The organism is Opitutales bacterium (genome assembly GCA_013215165.1).
Lineage (GTDB): Bacteria > Verrucomicrobiota > Verrucomicrobiia > Opitutales > JABSRG01 > JABSRG01.
The window spans coordinates 1-18,953 of sequence record JABSRG010000052.1; the positions used below are offsets into that span (position 1 = coordinate 1).

An 18,953-nucleotide genomic window follows, 5' to 3' on the forward strand; every position below is an offset into this window, starting at 1 on the left:
TAGACACGATCAACCGCTACAGCCCATCAATACTCAGGTTTGATCTCCGCCATCAGGTCTTATGGGATGGCTGTGACATTTAGATACGATGCCCCTGACACCGAGTGGGAAAATAAATCGTCGGCAACTCCCCGCTCCAGCATTACTCAAGTCAGCAGAAAAATCTCTTCCGGTAGCTGATTCCGAAAAGCTCATGGCTCAGATCTGGGAACACCTCCTGGAAGCCGCACCCATCGGCATCGATGACAACTTTTTCGATCTCGGTGGGCATTCATTGCTTGCTACCCGCGTCGTTTCGCGTGTTCGCCAAGACTTTGGACTTGAGCTGCCCCTCGCAGCGCTATTCGAGGCACCGACGATCACAGGCCTCATTGCAAAGCTGCAAGAACAGGTCGACGACGCCGAAACACTTGAAGAAATCGCAACACTTTCCCTCGCACTCGAATCGATGAATGATGAAGAGCGCGCTGCCTTTCTAGCCAGCATGGAGGATTGAAAATGACGAACCCTCTTACGTTAAACACGAATATACACCATGAAGCTCTCACCTGAACAATTGGCTGCCTACGAGGAAGATGGATTTTTACTCCTCGAAAACGTTTTCTCCGACTCTGAGGTCGACACGTTCGTCGACGAAATCGAGCGGCTCAAAGACATCGACACACCCAGTCGTGTCCTCGAAGAAAGCTCCGGATTAGTGCGCGCGCTTCATGGCTGCCACCTGGATAGTGTCATTTTCGGCGAATTGATACGTAAAAAACGTATGCTAGATCCAGCTGTCCAGATCTTGGGCGACGACGTGTATGTTTTTCAATTCAAGGTAAACTGCAAAGAGGCCTTCGGGGGCGAGGTATGGAAGTGGCATCAGGACTATATTTTTTGGAAATACGGAGATCAAATGCCCGAGCCCTTGGCCACGAATCACATGATCTTCCTCGATGAAGTTACGGAGTTTAACGGGCCACTCATTGTTATCCCTGGCTCGCATAAAGACGGCTGCATCGATCGTAAATCCAACCGCTCAGAAACCGGCGCAGGTGACTGGGAAGAAAATGTCAGTGCAGATCTAAAATACACGCTCGATGGCGAAACGGTAGCCCGCATGACGGTAAACGGAGGTATGGTCGCTCCCAAAGGTCCGCGCGGCAGCGTATTGCTTTTTCATCCCAACTTGGCTCATGGCTCAGCACCCAATATTTCTCCCATACACCGACGCTTGCTTATAGTGACTTACAACCGAACCGACAATGCTCCTCAGCCCGAACACCTTTGGCGTCCAGAATTCCTAGTAGGTCGCGACACCAGCCCCTTAGTCTCCACGGGAGATTAGGAACCTAGCCGAGATTCTCGTGAATTTGTTAAACAAGGCTGGATCCAGCCCACAAGCGGCAGGAACGTTTTGCCAAAACGTCCGACCCAAGGCCACACACTCGATCTGCAAAAGCTCATCGATCAATCCATGACTAAGGCCGAAATTCTCCAGAAGCTCCTCGAGAAAAAAGGGCTCAAGAAGCAGCCGGCTCCTCGGATTCCCAAACGGCCTAACGACGCTGCTCCACGCCTGTCCTTCGCGCAGCAACGCCTCTGGTTCGTTCAGCAGATGGCTCCGGGCAGCACTGCCTACAATCTCCCGGCAGCCTGGGATATCGAAGGCCCCTTCGATATCGAACGTTTACGCACTGCTTTTCACAAAGTAATCGAACGGCACGAAATCCTTCGCACCCGTTTCCCTACTGATGGCCACACAATTGAGCTTTCGATCGCAGAAACAACCTCGCTGGAAATACCACTGATACCCATCGCGCGAACGGACCATGCCGCGATTCAGGCGCACGAGGCTGCCGTGCTTTTTGCTCCGTTTTCATTGAATGACTGTCCTCTCCTGCGTGCGACAGTCCTTCAATTCGGCCCCGAGTCCTATCGGCTGCTCGTTTGCATTCACCACCTCGTGTTTGATGGTTGGTCGATCAGCGTGTTGATGAAGGAAATCTCGGCGCTATATGCTGGAAATACTCTGCCCGCCTTGAGCCATCGGTATTATGATTTCGCCCACTGGCAGCGCAGTCAGTGCGAATCCGGCAGATGGGAAGCTGCAGTGAATTATTGGGAAAAGGAGCTTGCGGGCCTCGCGCCTGTCGATTTCCCGACAGATCGCCCCCGGCATTCCAAAGCCACAGATCCAGGTGCCATTCACCGTTTCGGTTTACCGCAGGCTTTGCTGAATCAAGTCACCACTCTCAGCTCGCGGCTCAAGACGACACCCTTCAATATATGCTTGTCTGCCTGGCAGGTGTTAGTCGGGCGCTACGCACGCACCGATGATGTCGCCATAGGCTCACCGGTGGCAGGACGCAATGTTGCCGAATGGGAATCCCTCCTCGGCTATTTTAATAACATGCTCGTGCTGCGGAGCGATTTAGGCACCGACCCAAGTTTTGCTGAATTTACACAACGCACGCACAACAAAACTCAGCAGGCGCTCGCGCATCAAAACCTCCCGTTCGAAGTCGTTGTCGAGCACCTCAGCCCAGAACGCCATCTCGACCAGAATCCTCTATTTCAGATCGCTTTTTCGTTCCAGAATTTGCCGAGTGCACAGCTTGCAATGGACGGCCTGAGCTGGACACCGATCAACCTACCCCAGCACGAGGCCAAATTTGACCTACTCCTCGCGCTTGAAGAGTCGGAGGGACAGCTACAAGGCTCCTTGGAATACAGCACCCAGCTTTTTGACACCGAAACCATTGAGCGACTGATAGAGAATTATGCGACACTCCTCCGGGCTGCGTGCAAAAATCCTGAGCAGTCCATCTCCCATCTACCACTTACCTCAGAAACGGAGCGCACCCTGGTCGGACAACGTCCACTACCCCGGAAGTTCGATTTAGAAGACTGCATCCATGAGCGCTTCATCCAGCGCGCAAGAAAGGCACCGGATCGCATCGCCATTTCCGACGGAAAGCGAAGCATTACCTATGGTGTATTGGAGCAAAAGTCAGCAGCATTGGCCCAACACCTTATTGGTCGCCAGCTACCGCTAGAATCAATCATCGGCATTCACCTCGAACGCAGTATCGAGACGGTAATTGCCATTATCGGAATCCTCAGAGCAGGCCATGCCTATTTACCACTAGATGTGCATGCTCCGAAATCCCGCCTTCGCTATGTTGTAGAGGATAGCGGCACAGCACTGATACTCTCAGCCCGCTCGACCCAACGGCAGCAGACCGCCGCTCAAATCGTTTTCCTTGAAGATGCCTTAGAATCAACTGCCCCCTACGCACTTCCTGAAGTCCCCCCCGACACGCTCGCCTACGTCATCTACACGTCGGGTTCCACGGGAAAACCCAAGGGGGTGATGATTCCTCACCGCAATGTTACCCGCCTCTTTGATGGCACACATAACTGGTTCAATTTTGGCCCCAATGACGTCTGGAGCCTCTTTCATGCGTTCTCCTTCGACTTCTCTGTTTGGGAACTGTGGGGAGCCTTGGCATACGGAGGTAGGGTTGCACTGATCCCGTATTGGGTCAGTCGATCAACAGACAAATTCTACAAGATGCTGGAAAGCGAAGGTGTTACTGTTCTTAGCCAAACTCCCTCAGCCTTTCGCCAACTCACGCAGCATATCACGCGGCCGGACCATCCAACTCAACTCCAGCTCAAGTGGGTTATTTTCGGCGGTGAGGCTCTAGATCTCTCGAGCTTAAAGCCATGGTTTGAGCACTTTCCCGAAGACGCGCCAAGACTGGTCAATATGTATGGAATTACAGAAACGACCGTGCATGTGACCTACCGTGAAATTCGAAAGACGGATGTCCTTTCCAGCAAAGGCAGCCTCATTGGTAAGCCAATTCCCGATCTGTCGATCCACATCCTGGATGAACAGCTCCAGCCAGTTCCTTGTGGTGTTATTGGTGAGATCTATGTCGGGGGTGCTGGGCTAGCCCGCGGCTACTTAAATCGTCCCGAGCTAACTCAAGAACGCTTCATCAACAATCCGATTCAGCCAGATGTTTTCGGTCAGCGGCTGTATCGAACCGGCGATCTCGCAAGGTATTTGTCAGATGGGGATATCAGCTACCAAGGACGGTCAGATTTTCAGGTGCAGGTCAAAGGGTTCCGCATCGAACTCGGCGAAATACAAGCTGCGCTCGCAACCCTACCCAGTATAAAAGAAAACGCTGTATTGGCTTGGACTGATGCAGCCACCAGCTCGACCTTCCTCACAGCATACTGTGTCACGGACCAAGGCGACCCTTTCGATGTTGCCGATCTACGCGCCGCGCTAAGCGAACATATACCAGAGTATATGATCCCCGCGCATTTTGTCTCTCTCGATGCGCTGCCCCTTACTGAAAACAACAAGCTGGACCGCGATGAACTGGCCAAGCGCAAGACTACTGAGGTAGAGGTCACACCCACTACTCGCGAGTCAAATACGCCTGCCGAACACGCCTTAGTTCAGGCAATCTCTGAGGTGATAGGGGGCACAAATTTTCCTGTAGACGCGAACCTCTTTGCCCTCGGTATCGATTCAATCCTGATGCTTCAAGTCCGAGCCAGGTTCATGGATCTGGGGTTCCGTTTCGAGTTACAGGATGCCTTTCGCCATCAGACAATCGCAGCGCTTGCTTCGGCGGCCGAGCAAAGCGCTGGGCCAGATCTCGAGGCTACCATGCAGCCTTTTGTTATGGTCGACCCAAAAGATCGCCAGAATTTATCAACCCGAGTGGTGGATGCCTACCCTCTAAGCGCGCTTCAGCAGGGGATGTTATTCCACTCCGAGCTATATACGGATTCGGCGATTTATCACGACATTTTCTCCTATCGTTTACGCGCTGTCTACGATGAAGAGCGTATCAAGCAGGCTGTCCGCTTTGTCGTCGAACGCCATCCAGTTCTCCGCACGGCCATCCTGCGCGAGGGACTCTCTCAACCCCTCCAGTGCGTCTTCGATTCGGTCGAATTACCCCTGCAAAACTACGATATCTCTGGAGAATCTGACAACCAGCAGCGGGACGTTATTGAGCGATGGATCGATGCGGAAAAGGCCCGTGTTTATGATTGGACTGTCGCACCTCTGATTCGCATGGCCACCCACCGAGTGGCAGAAAGCGAGTGGTATTTTTCACTGAGCCTGCATCATAGCATTCTAGATGGATGGAGTGTATCTACCCTGCTGGCAGAGCTATTTGATCACTATCTAAATGGCCCACCAGACTTGTCAGCGCCTCGGACCTCATTCGCGGCCTTTGTAAAATTAGAACAGGCCTGCATTCAAAATCAGGCGAGTCAGGAATTTTGGACCCAACAACTCGAAGACGCCCAACACCTGCCCCTTCCAGTTTGGCCTGAGCATCGCCGCGACGACGTGCAGACACATGCCGCCTCCGCAGTCATCCACTCTTGGAAGGCCGGCGAACTCCAGCGGTTAGAGCATCTCGCTCGGACACATCAGGCACCACTCCAGACCCTTCTCCTGGCGCTTCATGCGAAGGTCATGTCTGTCACTTCAAACCAGCGCGACGTCCTAACCGGCCTCATCGCCAACGGACGCCCTGAGACTGAAGACGGAGATAAAATCCTCGGTTTATTCCTAAACACGGCTCCTTTCAGAATCAATGTGGGGCATACGACTTGGTCGAAACTTATACAGAGCTGCTTGCAGACAGAGGAAGCACTCTTGCCGCATCGGCGTTTCCCTCTGGCTGAGATCCAGCGCCTTACACATCAGCGTGAACTCTGCGAAACGGCCTTTAACTTCGTGCATTTCCACGTGCTTGATAAGATACTTGCCTCGCCAGAAATCGAACTCCTGGAGACGCGTTACTTCGACGAAAACAACTTTGCTCTCTTTGCTCAATTTAGTATCAATCCAGATACAGGCCACCTCGATCTAGAGCTCAAATACGACATAGCTCGTTTCGATGTGAAACAGATGGCGGCCATCCTTTCGCTCTACAGCGACGGAGTAGAGGCGATGCTCCGGGACGCCAAGCTGCTCCATGACAGTACACCGCTCGTCAACCAGCTCCCCTCGTTCATTTCCGGGGAACATCAGGAGCGCGACCCCGCCCTATTACTCCATCATTTTGTAGAAATTCAAGCTGCCGAACATGGAGACCGCATCGCTATTCGCGGGGGTTCAGAAGCAATCACTTACGCGGAGCTCAATAGCCAGGCGAACCAGGTGGCTCATCAGCTTCTTGCGCGTGGCATCTGCCTCGAAGGTCCGGTTGGCATCTTCATGGGACGCAGCCCCAATCTCTTAGCGGGTATCCTTGGCGTATTAAAGGTGGGCGCCACCTATGTGCCCCTCGATCCCAATTATCCTGAAGCGCGCCTTTCCTATCTCTTCAACGACGCATGCATGGCGTGCGTGATTACGGAACAAATCCTCGTCGATTCCCTACCCGAGAACACGCCCTACCTGCTCATTGAAACCATTGAAGGGCCAGATTACAATCCAGGCATTTCGCCCCACTCAGATCAACTGGCCTATATTATTTACACTTCAGGCTCTACCGGAAAGCCGAAGGGAACCGCAATCTCACACAGTAACGCCGTTGCCATGGTGCAATGGGCGCAGACTGTCTATTCCGAAGCTGATGTAGCGGGTATGCTGGCGAGCACCTCCATCTGTTTCGACCTATCCATCTTCGAGTTTTTCCTTACGTTCGCTCAGGGCGGCAGCCTGATCCTGGCCGAAAATGCCTTGGCTCTCCCAGAACATGCGCATCGATCGGAAGTCACTCTTGTCAATACGGTCCCGTCAGCTGCAGCAGAATTATTACGGCAAGACGGATTTCCTGAGTCGGTTCGGATCATCAATCTCGCCGGTGAACCGCTCAAACGGGGCCTATCCGACGCACTCTACGCTATCCCACAGATAAAGTCTGTTTATGACCTTTACGGCCCCTCTGAGGATACCACTTATTCTACATTTATACGTCGCAGCGCAGGGGGACCTGAAACCATCGGCACACCCGTCGCCAACACCACAGCATACCTCCTGGATACAGCCTTAAATCCAGTGCCGCTGGGCACGGTCGGCGAGCTCTTTCTTTCCGGAGAAGGGATAACCCGAGGCTACCATCGCCGCCCACACCTCACAGCAGAACGCTATCTCCCCAACCCGTTCAGCTCGATGCCCGGCACACGGATGTATCGCACCGGCGACCTGGCGCGGCTCGGGCCGGACGGAAATTTTGAGTTTCTAGGGCGTTCGGATCATCAGGTCAAAATTCGTGGTTTTCGCATCGAACTTGGCGAGATCCAGAATGCGCTGGAGCAGGTGGACGCGATTAGTGAGGCGGCGGTGTCTGCCCACGAAGATGAACGCGGCAACAAGCGACTGGTGGCCTATGTCGCCGCTGCGGATTCACAATGCATTGAAGACGCACGCATCGCCTTGGCGAGGTCTCTCCCCGAGTATATGGTCCCGGCACAGTTTATCGTGTTGGAAACCTTGCCACGGACTCCCAATGGCAAGCTCGACCGCAAAGCTCTACCTGACCCAGCTCAATCATTTCAATCCGATGAGCGCAGCATCACTTTAGCCCGCAACGATACTGAAGCCGCTCTAGTCAAGATCTGGCAAGAGGTGCTGAGTGAGACGGCTGTGGGGATTGAGGATAATTTCTTCTCTCTGGGCGGGGACTCTATCTTGATGATCCAGATTGTGAGCAAGGCGCGCGAAGCAGGCTTTATTCTGAATACGCGGCAGCTATTCGATCATCAGACCATCGCCGAATTGGCTGCCGTGATTCAATTGCAACAAGATGATACTTCAACAATCGACGTTAGCCATGACGGTGCCCTGCAGAGCACACCGATCCAGCGTTGGTTTTTCGATCAGAATTTCGAAACACCCGGACACTGGAACCAATCCATTTTACTTCGCTCGCGCCAGCCCATCGACACTGCGCGTCTGGAAGCGTGTATTGAAACACTTCTGAACCACCATGCCAGCTTACGTTTACGTGCCTGGTCCGGAAGCATCCGAGTGCTACCGCCTGAATCATGTGAAGGCGATGCGCGGGTAATGACACTCAACGATCTTGGATTAGCCCAACGGACGGCTCCATGCGCCGCGTTGCAAGAAAGCCTCGATCTTGAAAACGGTCCTGTCTTCAGAGTGGCTCGGTTCACGACCGCGGACGTTGACCGGCTTTTCATTACGATTCATCACCTTGCAGTAGACGGCGTCTCATGGCGCATCCTTCTGGAGGACCTAGATAAGCTCTACAGCGTTGGGCCAGGATATGAGCTACAACGGTCAGCCTCGCTGCGAGTTTGGACGCAGGCTCTCAACCCTGAGGCCTTTGAAAACGAGCGCAGCCATTGGCAGGCCGAAATTGCCGAACAGCCTTCGGCGCTGAGCCCCGATTCCGCAGATTCAGCGAATACTTATGCTAACGAACGACGACTCGAACAGAGTCTATCAGAAGAACTGACGGAACAACTTCTCCGAAAAGCACCCGAAGCCTATAATACTCAGATCAACGATCTTTTGCTCGCTGCGCTCAGCGCTGCCCTAGCGACGTGGAGTGACCAGAGCGCGCACGCCATCCATCTAGAAGGCCACGGTCGCGAGGACACACTGAGTTCACTCGATATATCGCGCACCACCGGCTGGTTCACGACACTCTATCCGATACGGCTCGCCGTTCCTCCCGAGCACGAATTGGGTGCACTGATCCGCTCAACTAAGGAATATTTGCGTTCACTGCCTTCAAGAGGAGTCGGTTATGGCTTCCTAAGACACTTAGCTTCGCCCGCGATACCGGAGTCACAGGCGCAGATTACCTTCAACTACCTCGGCCAGACCGGTTTATTGACGCGTGAAGGCCAAGCTTTTCAACCCTGCGATGAAGATCGTGGCCCGGATTTTGGACTCAAAAACACACGGCCACATGAGTTAGATATCAGTGCAATCGTAATCAACGAACGACTGTGCCTGGATATACGCTTTGCTGAGAACCGCTGGTTGACCGACAGAATGGAGCGGTTGCTTAAAGCATTTGTGACGGCGCTGACCGACGTGATCGAGCATTGCGTTCAAAAACAGGATACCCAATACACCCCTTCCGATTTTGCGCTGGCCGACCTCGATCAAGATGATCTAGACGATGCCTTGGACGAAATTGAGTTCTAATCGATCTGCTGCTCAATGAATAAGAAGGAAATACAGGATATCTATGCGCTGACTCCCTTACAGGAGGGCCTGCTGTTCCATACGCTCCTCGACACTGAGAGCGCCGCCTACTTCGACCAGTTTATCGCACACATCGACGGAAGCCTTGACCTTGATATTTTTAAAAAAACCTGGGAGCGCATCCAGGCAAATAATCCCATTTTCCGCACTGCCTTTGCTTGGCAGACAGGCAAAAAACCCTTGCAGATAGTCGCCAAGAAAGCAGTGCTCCCGATTGATTTCTTGGATTGGTCCGACCGCGCGACTGAGCGTATTGACGACGACTTTATGGCGCTGTTAGCAAGCGACCGCGAACGACCCTTTTCTCCGTCCAAGCCGCCATTGATGCGGATCACCTTAGTCCAAACTGCATCGGAAAGCTTTCGTTTAGTCTGGAGTCGCCACCACCTCCTTCTAGATGGATGGAGCCTCTCGCTTATTCTGGAGGAATTCGTCAAAATCTATGCCGCCTTCAGTGCTAACGCACCCCTGCCGACAATCGTCCGCCGTCCCTACCGTGAATACATTCAGTGGCTGGATAAACAGGACACCGATGCCGCAGACCGGTTTTGGCAAAAATCCCTAGGCGACCTGGAACACCCATCGCGTATTCGCATGGGCGGCGAGATAAGGACTGAGCAGGCAGGTCAAAAATTTACAGAATTGACCGGCACATTGAGCCGCCCAGCAACCCAAGCTCTGGAGTTTTTAGCGCGTGAGTCGCGCGTCTCTCTGAATACTGTGGTCAAAGGAGAATGGGCCATCCTACTCAGACGGATGAGTGGTATGACCGACGTCGTCATGGGAGACACAGTTTCCGGCCGACCTGAGTCTCTATCCGGCGTCGAGAGCCAGGTCGGCTTGTTTATCAACACGCTTCCGTTGCGTGTGCGCGTGCCGTCGACCGAAAAGCTCGATTGCTGGTTGCGTGCCTTACAAGGGGTCGAAAATGAGCTCAGACAATTCGAATACAGTCCCCTTTCATCCGCGCAAAACCGCAGCGGCTTGAACCCGAGTGACAGCCTCTTTGAGAGCATCGTCGTGTTTGAAAATTACCCAGTTAGCCGGGTGCTCGATCAAGGCATTCCGGGATTGGCCATTATAGCGACTGAAACGTTTGAGCGAACGCATTATCCGATCACCTTGATTGTAGCACCCGGTGAGTCCCTCCAGTGGATTCTTATCACCGATGACAGCATATACGGAAAGGAAGGCGCGCATAGCATCCATGCCTGCCTAAAACAGCTGTTTGATACCCTGCCCGCTCAGATCCAAGAACCTGTCGGAAAGATCTCCATACTTCCACGCGACGAGCGGAGTCGATTGCTACGAACTTGGAACAATAGCGTGATTCGCTATGAGGCAGAAACTTGCCTCCATCAGCTCTTCGAGCGCCGCGCCCACCTCACGCCTTCGGCCATCGCTATCGATGATGGTAAAACGCGCCTGAGCTATGCTGAACTCAACGCTCAGTCCAACTCCTTAGCCGCAGCACTCATCCACCGAGGCATAAAAACTGAGAGCCGTGTGGGCATCTGCATGAGTCGCTCCGAACGGATGGTTGTTGCCATGCTTGCCGTGTTGAAGACAGGAGGTACCTACGTGCCGATGGATCCGGCCTACCCTGCAGACCGCATAGCCTACATGCGCGATGACTCCGATGCTGAGCTTATCCTGACGGAGACGCGCTATCTTGAACCTCTGGAACTCCCCGATGCGACCACTCTCTGCGTCGACATTTTTGATTTTCAGCGCGCGCCTGCCTACAAAGAACGGGCAGACATCCGAGCCGACAATCTCGCCTACATCATCTATACTTCGGGGTCAACCGGCCTACCCAAGGGCACCGCTATCACCCATCGTAATGCACATGCGCTGGCGGTATGGGCCTATGACACCTTTGATCGAAATGACTGGTCGGGCGTCCTAGCGAGCACTTCAATCTGCTTCGACCTCTCAGTCTTTGAGATATTTGTCACTTTGGGAGCCGGCGGCATGCTTGTGCTAGTGGAGAACGCGCTAGAGCTACCGCAACATCCCGCACGCAAAAATGTCTCATTGATCAATACGGTTCCTTCCGCAATCACTGAGCTTCTGAGGCTCGGAGGTATTCCCAATTCAGTCCGCACCATCAATCTCGCCGGTGAACCGCTTACAGCGGCCTTGGCGGATCGGCTCTATAACGAGACATCTGTCGCCAAGGTCCATGATCTGTACGGCCCCTCCGAGGACACGACTTACTCCACGTGGATTCAACGGTTACCGGGTGGCCCAGCAACCATTGGTCGCCCTATCGCGAATACACGAGTCTACCTGCTCGACCAAGATATAGAACCTGTCCCGCATGGCTGCATAGGAGAAATTTTTCTGCAAGGCCATGGTGTCGTGCGCGGCTATTGGCAACGACCCGACCTTACCGCTGAGCGCTTTATTCCAGACCCGTTTGGGCACAATTCTGGACAACGTCTTTATCGCACGGGAGACCTTGCTCGGTATTTTCCAGATGGCACACTCGAATTTTTAGGGCGGGTCGATCACCAGGTTAAGATTCGAGGCTTTCGTATTGAACTCGGAGAAATACAGGCCCGTTTAGAACGCCACGAGGCCATTGCTGAAACCGCCGTAATTGCGGTTGAAGACCCGCAGCAAGGCAAAGCCATTGCGGCCTATTTTGCGGTTCATAACAAAACTGATGCACCCGACACAGCGGATCTAAGCCGTTACATCGCCGAGGCTCTCCCCGACTATATGGTCCCCGCGTTCTGGATATCGATGGAGGCACTCCCTAGGACTCCGAATGGCAAGCTGGACCGCAAGGCACTCCCATCGTATACCGACGGACAGTCGACACTTTCCGCGAATCAAGTTGCGCCCCGCAGCGATCTAGAAGCCCAGCTCCATGCTATATGGCAGTCCGTTTTAGAAGCAGACGCGTTTGGCGTGACTGATTCCTTTTTTCTTTTGGGCGGACATTCGCTCATGGCTACGCGGATCTTGTCTCGGATTCGAAAAACCATTTCGCAGGACGTCCCGCTGCGACTCGTGTTTGAGTCCCACACCATCGAGGCTCAAGCCCGAGCCCTGGAGGATTTTCTCCAGCCAGAGCCTGGAGCTGAGATCGGCGACGACACAATCCCTTCAGTGGACGGCAGCGTCGAACAGCAGCTCTCTCACGCTCAAGAGCGCATTTGGTTTTTTCAACAGTTCGATCCAGGAAACCCAGCCTACAATATCCCCATAGCTATTCAGCTCAAAGGAGCGATCAAAGCGGATTTGATTGAGGAGGCTTTTGCAATTTTGGCGGAGCGCCATAGTGCACTGCGCACGCAATTCCGTTCCGTTAATGGACGCCCTACTCAACGCGTCGCTCCATCTGCGAAGGTGCCCTGGTCAACCGAAGGGCTGCATACAGACGATTTCGCGGAACGTCGTGAACGCATTGCCCTGATCGGAGCAGCAGAGGCGACTCAAGTTTTTGATCTCGATTCAGGAGGCCCGCTTATTCGGGTACGTCTTGTTTTTGAGGCGGAGGACCAAGCGACCCTGTTCATTACCTTACATCACATCATTGCCGACGGCTGGTCACTGGGTGTGCTGCTGGACGATCTGGCTGGGGCTCTCTTCGGGCTGATTTCGCACACACACCCGGAGCTCCCTGCAATTCCCGTGCAGTATCCAGACTATGCAGTATGGCAGCGAGCGCGCCTCAAATCTGAACTGGCAGCAAAACAGGCTGATTTTTGGAAACAAACACTCCAAAGCGTTCAACCACTGGAACTTCCCCTAGATTACACTCGACCGGCTGAATTGAGTTTTCGGGGAGCATCTATAACACGGACATTGGATAGTGGCCTGTCGAGTGATTTGAGCGAACTGGGTCACCAGGCACACATTCCTTTGTTCGCAATTCTCTTGTCTGGGCTACAGGTGCTGCTGAGTCGCTTTTCGGGGCAAACAGATTTCGCCATTGGCACGGCGGTATCCGGCAGAACCCACCACGACATCGAGCAAACTGTGGGGGTATTTGTGAACACCCTCGCTTATCCTTGTCGGTTTTCGCAGGGGAGTACCTTAGATGAGGTAATCAGCGCAACGACTCGTTTTAGCAATGATGCTCTGGCGCATCAGGACTTGCCATTTGAACAGCTCATTGAACTGCTCGATTTGGAACGTGATCTAGGACGCGCGCCGATCTTTCAAGTGCTCTACGTGCATCAAAACACGCCGTTACAGCAGGCAAAAATCCCTGGATTAGGGTTCAAGCCGCTTGTCCAGGAAAGTCAGACGAGCAAGTTTGAATTGACGGTAAGTTCTGAGCAAACGGAACACGGCCTTCGCCTCTCCTTTGAATATAATACGGCTTTGTTTCGCCGCGAAACGATTCAGCGCTGGATCGATAGCTTCGAAGTTTTGCTGCACGCGTTTGTAAAACAGCGCGGACTCAAGGTCGCTCAAGCGCCCATCATGCCCCGTGGCGAGCGTGATCTTTTACTAAAATTCGCAAACGTAGGCACCCCACTTACCCATGCTGAACCTAGATTGTGTCACGTGGCCATCGCCCAGCAATGCCGACTTACTCCGGATGCTCTGGCCACGAGCTTCAGCGATGGCAGTGCCGCCTGGACTTACGCCGAACTCGACGAACGAGCAGAAGCCATCGCCCACGATCTGGCTCACCAGGGTTGCGGCCCAGGATCGATTGTGGGGTATATGCTCCCCCCTGGACCGGAAGCGCTTGCGGCCATTTTAGGCATTCTCAAGTCCGGCGCTGCATACCTACCGATTGATCCAAACTATCCTGAAGAACGGATTCGTTACATGATCGAAGACAGTGGTGCCGCAGCTGTTATTGGACTCGGTCATGATCTCGCAATCGATTTCAGATCCAGTGATCGTGAACTCGGCTTCGATGATCCGATTTACTTGATCTATACTTCAGGTTCCACCGGGAAGCCCAAAGGCGCTCTGGTTCACCATGGCGGCCCGAAGAACTTGGCCCTGTGGTATCAACGTGAAGTAAAAATTACACATGATAGCAGATTCCTCATCATCTCTTCGCTGAGTTTTGATCTGACACAAAAAAATCTTCTGACGCCCCTCATGTCTGGAGCCTCAGTCTACTTTTTGAAGAGCGAGGCGTTTGATCCGTGGCAAATCCTCGATGCTATTGAAATACGGGGCATCACTCACATCAATTGCGCCCCCTCAGCGCTCTATCCGATAGTAGAACTAGCAGCAAAGTCTGAATTCTCAGCCCTGAAGAGCCTCCGCTATGTCGTTTTAGGCGGCGAAACCATTGCAGTAGATCGCTTGAGTGCATGGATGCGGCATCCGGCTATAAACGTCCGGGTGCTTAATAGCTACGGACCTACTGAGACTTCGGATGTGTGCAGTGCCGATTGGGTATTGCCCGATGACACGGAAACGCACATCGGCACACCCCTCCCCGGTTCAACAGTCTATGTCATCGATGATCAAGGTCAGCTCACTCCGACGGGGTGCGAGGGCGAAATCGCCATCGGTGGCGTCGGTGTCGGTCACGGCTATTGGAATCGCCCCGAACTTACAGCGGATCGCTTTCTGCCTGATCCTTATACAGGGGGAGAGCGACGACTTTATCGCACCGGAGATCTCGGCAAAGTCCTCCCGAGCGGGAAGATTTCATTTGTCGGACGTAAGGACTTTCAGGTCAAAATCCGTGGGTTGCGTGTCGAGTTAGGTGAAATCGAGCATGCTGTGCGTAATCAACCGGGCGTCCGTAGTTGCGCGGTCATTGTAAAGGATGCGCCCCATAATCCGCGCCTGGTGGCATTCTATGAATCGGAAACGGATGATGTTCAAATCGACCTCAATGCCTTGGGGCTTCCTGAGTACATGATCCCCGGCCAAATGGTATGGATTGAGGCCATGCCCCACACTCCCTCAGGTAAGACTGACTACAAAACACTGGGCACATTTCAACTTTCCCCGCAGAAGCAGGTTGAAGAAACCGAAGCCTTAGAAAGCGCTGAGGAAAAAGCACTCGGTGCCATCTGGTGCAAGATACTCAACTTGCCTTCAATAGGGCGTAACGACGACTTTTTCCGTATTGGCGGGGACTCCATTCTTAGCATCCAAGTGATCGCCAATGCACGCGAGGTCGGGTATGCTCTCACGCCCCGTGATCTCTTTCGACACCCGACCCTCTCTGCCCTGGCGAAGGTAAGTCAGCACCTGAAACAGACTGCGGACCATCAAGAGACCTTAACCGGCTCTTGCCCCCTTGGGCCGATTCAACGCTGGTTCTTCGATCAAAATTTCCCCCATGCCGAGCATTGGAACCAATCGATGCTCCTGGCCAGCGATTACCCGCTGAACGCGGATCACCTCGCCGCGGCGTTACTGAAACTCATCGAGCATCACGATGCCCTAAGGCTGGTGTTTGGTGATCAAGCACACTTTGCCAAACCGAGTGATCTGGAAGATCGCCTTCTTATCGTGCGCCCCATGAGTGCATTTAGCGAAGAAGTCTGCAAGAAACTTCAGGGCGATTTGACCCTAGAAACAGGACCGCTGTTTCGCGCAGCGCTTTTCCAGGATAATGAGGGGCAGTCAGCCCGTCTCTTGCTGATCGCGCACCACTTGGTAGTCGATGGTGTCTCTTGGCAGATAATTCTTGAGGACCTGGCCACACTCTACGCGGCTCAGGATTCATCCGAGGCCGTCGCGCTCCCGACTAAATCGATTAACCTGAGGGACTGGATCGATCAGCTGCATGCCTACAGCCAAACAGAAGCACATCGAGCCGCTCAAGTCTATTGGGCATCTCAGCCACTTAATCAAATTCAAGCACTCCCGCGCGACCTTCCCCAGGGCTCTAACTTAGCAGCAGATAGTCGATACGTCTCAACTCACTTGTCGAATAGAGAGACCCAAGCTCTCTTGGATCACTCAGAGCACATCCAGACCCTACTCCTGACCGCGCTGGCACGCACCCTCAAGCCTTGGACACAGAAACAGGCTAATTGGGTCCAAGTCGAGGGTCATGGCCGCATCCTGCCGGGCTCTCAGGTCAACAATTCGCGTACTGTGGGTTGGTTCACTGCCCTTTACCCGGTCTGCCTAGACACCGGATTTTCAGCAGACATCGCCGCGCAGATCAAAAAAATAGGCCAACGCTTAGAATCGATTCCCAACGGCGGAATCGATGCTGGTATTCTTAATTATATCTCGGGCGAAGCATCGATACCGCAGCCAGAAATCGCCTTTAATTTTCTGGGACAAGTCGACCGCAACACGTCGAATAATCTCCTCGGCCTGCGTCCCGCCAAGGAACCATCGGGCAGCCATTATCATCCAAGCAATCCCCGCCCCTATCTTTTGGAAATCAACGGATCGATTCGGGAAGGTGAATTGGAACTCATTTGGTCATACTCAGCCGGAGTGCATCACCCCAATACAATCGACGCGCTTGCCCAGCAATTCGCCAGCGAACTCCTCACTGTTACTCAAATCGACACACAACAGGGCTCCAGCGCTGTATCAGCCACCAAGATCAAGTCCAAAGACATGAAGAAACTGATCTCAAAATTTAAGTCATCCACCTAGTGCACAGACACGCTCGCCATGGATCAGGACAACATTGAAGCCATCTATCCTCTTTCCCCGATGCAGCGGGGCATGCTGTTTCATCTCAATAACGAACCAGGCACCGAAGCGTATTTTGAACAATTCACCGGCAAGCTCGATGGGCAGGTAGATACGCAGGCCTTCGCACAAGCCTGGCAGGCCACAGTCGATCTCCATCCCGCCCTGCGCACGGCCTTTGTCTGGGAGGGCATCGAACAGCCTGTGCAGATTGTGCTAAATGAGGCACCGATGAGCTTTGAAGCGATTGATCTTCGTCGTGAAAACTTGAGTCACTCAGCCGTTCGTGCACGCGTCGAACAGTCCGCTGAGAGCGACCGAAAAAGGGGCTTTATCCTAAGCGAAGCCCCTCTGATGCGCGTTCAGCTCATTCAGGTAAGCGATACGCAAAACTGGTTTATTTGGAGTTTTTCCCATCTCTTGATCGACGGGTGGTGTTTGGGCCTAGTCTTTCGCGATTGCGTGAACGCTTACCAGTCATTGCGGCATGGAAAGGCTCTAATTATGGAGCCGCCGCGACCCTACTCTGAGTTTATCGAGTGGCTGGATACGCGAGATAACACAGCGTCTCTCAAAACGTGGTCTAATTACCTCAAAGAAGGCACACTACCCACCCCGCTTCCCTTCTATCCCGAAAAGCGCAAAAATCTTGGACCCGCGTTTCACGAGTTCAATTTTGCTTTCGAGGAAGCATTGACGGGGAATCTGGAGGCCTACGCACGGGAACGCGGCGTTACGCTAAATACTTTGGTCCGCCTTCTTTGGGGAATGTGTCTGAGCCAATCAACCGGTGTAAGGGACGTCATATTTGGCACGACTCTATCGGGCCGACCCGCTGAACTGCCAGGCGCAGATACTATGGTAGGTTTGTTTATCAACACCTTACCCTGCCGAGTCACCATAGACCCAACCCAGTCCATCGATACACTGATATCCGAACTTCAAACTGCACAGCAAGAGCTCTCAGAGCATGAACATCTCGAACTGGCACAGATCGGACAAGCTCTCGGGCTCCCGGCAAACGAAGCAGTATTTGAATCGATTCTGGTATTTGAAAACTATCCAGCATCTCCGAATTCGTTGAGCCAAGTGGATCTCGGTTTCGAGTTGAGCGAATTCAGCGCGCGAGAACGCACCAACTTTCCTCTCACAGTCGTCGCGGTTCCCGGTGAGACATTAGGGATACGTTTTATCGCAGCTTCTTCATGCTTTGACCCGGTTTACCTTATGCGCCTAGAGGGGTTCATTCGCCACACAGCGGATCGTCTACTCGACCCCAATAGCATCCAGGTAGGGCAGCTTCTGACGCTGCCAGAACCGGAACTTGAGCTCCTCAGACCTCAACCCGCAGTCAGATCAGCATCCTCAGACGAATTCCTCTCCATCGTTCAACAAATCGAGGAACAGGCATCGAAAAACCCAGATAGTCTCGCGCTAGAAGACGAAACGACCCGACTCGATTACAACGCCTTCAACCTGCGTGCCAATCGTCTCGCTCATCAACTATCCAAGCTCGGGGCCAGCCCAGACGCCATCGTCGCCGTCTGCATTGAGCGCTCCATCGATGCGGTAGTCGCAAACTTAGCAGTCCTGAAAACAGGAGCAGCCTACTTGCCCATCGATCCCGCATACCCCGCTGCACGGATTGCGGATATGTTGGACGACTCTCGTGCAGCAATCCTAATAAATCGGGGCGAAACATCAGATTTTGACGGCCTTCAAGTGGATGTCGCAACGAGCAGCGATGCATCTCTAGCGGCTCCGGCCATGCGGGTTCCTATTTTTCCGTCCAGTCCCGCTTACTGCATTTACACTTCAGGCTCTACGGGCCGACCCAAAGGCGTCTTAATCTCCCACCAAAATATTGCTACATTCGCCGCCAATCAAAATACCCACTACAGCGCAGGTACCGGCTCAAAAATAATGCATGCGGCGAGCGTGGGGTTCGATGCAGCCACTTGGATGACTTGGCCATGGCTATGTGCCGGCAGTTCGCTCTACATCGCAAGTCGAGAGATCCAGACCGATTGGTAGAGGCTCCCAGCTGTCATCTCACAAAATGATATCACCCACGCATTTTTCACGACGGCTATTGCTGAGCGTCTGATCGATTTGGACTGGCCGCATG

5 protein-coding genes are annotated in these 18,953 nt (G+C 53.3%); all 5 read left to right on the plus strand.

The genetic code is table 11. The annotated features are described in order from the left end of the window. The first annotated feature begins 88 nt into the window (after positions 1-88). The 5 genes from HRU10_11565 to HRU10_11585 all read left to right on the plus strand — a co-directional run bounded on the left by HRU10_11565 (position 89) and on the right by HRU10_11585 (position 18,859). Positions 89-496, plus strand: coding sequence for a hypothetical protein (locus HRU10_11565; GenBank protein ID NRA27870.1), 408 nt, complete (start codon positions 89-91; stop codon positions 494-496). 39 nt (positions 497-535) lie between these two features. Further along, positions 536-1,330, plus strand: a complete 795-nt coding sequence (locus HRU10_11570; GenBank protein ID NRA27871.1) for a phytanoyl-CoA dioxygenase family protein — start codon at positions 536-538, stop codon at positions 1,328-1,330. A gap of 129 nt (positions 1,331-1,459) precedes the next feature. Further along, on the plus strand, positions 1,460-9,160 hold the full coding sequence (locus tag HRU10_11575) for an amino acid adenylation domain-containing protein (protein ID NRA27872.1): 7,701 nt from the start codon (positions 1,460-1,462) through the stop codon (positions 9,158-9,160). A 15-nt stretch (positions 9,161-9,175) separates the two neighbouring features. Further along, positions 9,176-16,786, plus strand: coding sequence for an amino acid adenylation domain-containing protein (locus tag HRU10_11580; protein ID NRA27873.1), 7,611 nt, complete (start codon positions 9,176-9,178; stop codon positions 16,784-16,786). An 18-nt stretch (positions 16,787-16,804) separates the two neighbouring features. Then, positions 16,805-18,859 (plus strand): AMP-binding protein, encoded by a 2,055-nt coding sequence (locus HRU10_11585; GenBank protein ID NRA27874.1) that lies wholly within the window; start codon positions 16,805-16,807, stop codon positions 18,857-18,859. Positions 18,860-18,953 lie beyond the last annotated feature (94 nt).

Coding starts and splice junctions, on each gene's coding strand:
- HRU10_11565 (NRA27870.1), top strand. CDS start 89: ATGCCCCTGACACCGAGTGGGAAAATAAATCGTCGGCAACTCCCCGCT.
- HRU10_11570 (NRA27871.1), top strand. CDS start 536: ATGAAGCTCTCACCTGAACAATTGGCTGCCTACGAGGAAGATGGATTT.
- HRU10_11575 (NRA27872.1), top strand. CDS start 1,460: ATGACTAAGGCCGAAATTCTCCAGAAGCTCCTCGAGAAAAAAGGGCTC.
- HRU10_11580 (NRA27873.1), top strand. CDS start 9,176: ATGAATAAGAAGGAAATACAGGATATCTATGCGCTGACTCCCTTACAG.
- HRU10_11585 (NRA27874.1), top strand. CDS start 16,805: ATGGATCAGGACAACATTGAAGCCATCTATCCTCTTTCCCCGATGCAG.